General features: G+C 34.6%; 4 protein-coding genes. All 4 read right to left on the reverse strand.

The features are described from left to right. On the reverse strand, nt 1–624 hold a 624-nt coding region (locus tag J7J33_05905), incomplete at its 3' end, for a CPBP family intramembrane metalloprotease (GenBank protein MCD6168814.1). Next, the gene (locus J7J33_05910; GenBank protein ID MCD6168815.1) at nt 597–803 is read right to left on the reverse strand and encodes an AtpZ/AtpI family protein; all 207 of its coding nucleotides are present in this window, start codon (nt 801–803) and stop codon (nt 597–599) included. The genes J7J33_05905 and J7J33_05910, both read right to left, overlap by 28 nt. Next, a complete protein-coding gene (gene nadA / locus J7J33_05915; protein MCD6168816.1) occupies nt 787–1,692 on the reverse strand; it encodes a quinolinate synthase NadA in 906 nt (301 codons plus the stop codon). Before nadA ends, J7J33_05910 begins: the two co-directional genes overlap by 17 nt. 17 nt (nt 1,693–1,709) lie before the next feature. Continuing rightward, entirely contained in the window at nt 1,710–2,696 is a 987-nt protein-coding gene (locus J7J33_05920) for a tRNA 4-thiouridine(8) synthase ThiI (protein ID MCD6168817.1), read from the reverse strand. Nucleotides 2,697–2,804 lie beyond the last annotated feature (108 nt).

Here is a 2,804-nt window from a genome sequence, read left to right on the forward strand (position 1 = left end):
GCCTGTCCATTCAAATATATAACCTACAATTATTCCAAATCCAAAAGTGTATAGAAAATAGTTCAGGTTGTAGAAGGAGAAAAATCCTTGATTATTGTATAGAGCCCATGGAACATGCCATAAACCAAAGAGAATGCTCTGAATGAGAATGGCGTAAAAGTTAGGAACAATCTTTTTAAGTCTTGTCTGAAGGATTCCCCTAAACAAGCCTTCTTCACAAACCATGTTTAAAGTTAGCATTGAAAGTTCAAGGATGTAGTTTCTATCATAGTATGGAAATGAAAATGAGAGGGAAAATTCTGGAATACTGAATTTGAATAAGTAAAAAAGATATGGTTTTAAGAAGTAGAAGAGGAAAATGTAAACAAATAAGAGTATCAGTCCGTAGTAGAGGTATTTTAAAAAATTCTTTTTTGTAAAACCGATCTCTTCCCATTTTAGGTTAAGAATACTTACTGCAAGAACTACAAGTAGAGAGCCAACGAGTTTTGAGAATATTAGACTACCCGGTTTGTCTGGAGAGTTGTAGTAAAAGAAATCAAGCCACCTTGCAGCAAAGGCAATAAAGACAAAAACAATTGCAACAGATACCTCTTTTAGAGCTTTCTTTGCAGGGTATCCCACGACTTATAAACGAGATACAGAGAAAATATAATAGATGCCAACGAGAATAGGATAAAAAAGAGAGGCGAAGAGTTTAGTTTTTCATCTAAAATATATCCAAGATACATCCCTAAGGGTATAATGGTGAGAAATATTAGAGAGATTCCAATAACTATAGATAGATTAGTCCTTCTCCCCATACGCTTCGCTTTCTTCTATTATCTTTCTTATTCTGTTTGCTGTGTTTTCTGGAATATTTATCTCATATACATGCTCTCTTAAACTCCTCACAATATCACTGAGAGTTGCCATTGTGGTTATTGGGCAAAATGCATATTCATACAAAGGATAAAGGAATTTTGAAGGAATATCCCTCTTTAACCTGTTTATAAGGTTTACCTCATGTCCCACAATGAACTCCTTTTTGTCTGAGGAGAGCACATACTTTATTAAGTCATCTCTTCCTATAACTCTATCAGCTTTCTCTATCACATCCACTGGAGTGTAGGGAGTAACCAAAACTTCTGCTCCTTTAAATTTACTCTTCTTCTCATCCACCATAAAGGGTAAAAATATGGAGTCAGGAATACAGAATGCACAGAAACTCTTTATCTCTTTGTCTGGAAAATTCTTTTGTACATACTGAGCCACATTTTTATCAGGGAGTACATAAATGGTTTTTGTTTCTATGCTTCTTACAACATCCAAGATCTTAGTGTCAGAGACAATAAAATCTGAGAGAGACATTATTTCTATTCCAGCTTGAAGTAGCGATACCACAACATTCCCCTCACCTTTAATGTTTTTTACCCAATCATAAGGAATAGCTTTCGTCATTGGACAGACCATCTCAATTCTTGGAATAAGGATACTCTTTTTAGGGTTGAATACCTTTACAATGTTTGCAAAATAACTTGGACCAACAACGAGAACAGTGGAAAAATCCTTTGTCTCTACAAATCTTGCAAGTTGAAGTGGATCTCCGCTGAAATCAGAAATTCTTAATACTTCGTGAGAGGAGTTTGTTGATGATACAATTAAAACCTTTTTTGATTTTTTAAGAGTCTGAATTTCATCAATTTTTTCCATAACAATTCACGCTCCCATTATACCATTAATGCTTTAAAGTTAGATTTATCAATATAAGGAACATCAATTATTTTTATAATACTCCTTTTTGTAAAAATTTTAATCTCTTCATTAGCATTTGCATCACTGTAAGAAAGAGTTATCTTTGCTGAAAGTAAGAGATCCTCCTCTTTTCTCTCTTTCAAAAGAGATATTGGTCCCTTTACATTTTTTGGCGAGAGAAGATACTCATCCTCTTTAGCGTATGTATAGATAATCTCATTCTCCTCTTTATTTCTCCCAACGATAAGTTTACTTCCTTCTGGTAATCTGAAGTGTCTTCCATATTTCAAAAGATGAACATCTCTTAAATCTATGTCTTTATACTCCATCTCCTCTTTTAACCTATTTGAAAACTCTGGTATTGTAAGCCTGCATCCACCAGCAGGAGAAAGGTAATTCTTTAAATTATATTTTTCTTTAAGTTCAAGTTGAACCTTTCTTCCCCTTCCTGAAATTGAAAGGAATTTTTCTCTATCAAGTATTCCCTCCTTTTCAGGAATTGTTGGTGGAAGTATTTTTCCAGAGAGAGGTCTTACTATGAGACCCAAAAGTCCCGTCTCTTTCTCTATCAATTTGAAGACTTCCCTTCTTTGAGACATTGGTCTTTCATTAACCACCTCTCCTGTTATAAGAAATGATGCATGGATTTTTTCCATAAATTTCTTTGCCTTCTTCAGCATAAAAATTCTACAATCAATACAGGGATTCATATTTTTTCCATAACCAAACTTTGGCTTTTTGGTTATCTCAAGGTATTCTTCGCCAAATGGTTCAATCTCTATTGGAATACCAAATTCTCTTGAAACTTTTTTTGATATTAATTCCTCCCCAGGCCTTCCATAATCACCAAACGGAGAGACAAGTGCGAAAGAGATGAGTTCAACATCCTGTTCCATCATAAGTCTCAATGCAAGAATACTGTCAAGTCCTCCAGAGAGAAGAACAACACCCTTTTTATTCATAACTCCATTTTACCATTAATGAGAATAAGTTATGAAATTGTAAGAGGGATGGAAGAGATTAAGTGTTTAAAATATGGCGGAGAGAGCGGGATTCGAACCCGCGAGGCG

The organism is Caldisericia bacterium (genome assembly GCA_021158845.1).
GTDB lineage: Bacteria > Caldisericota > Caldisericia > B22-G15 > B22-G15 > B22-G15.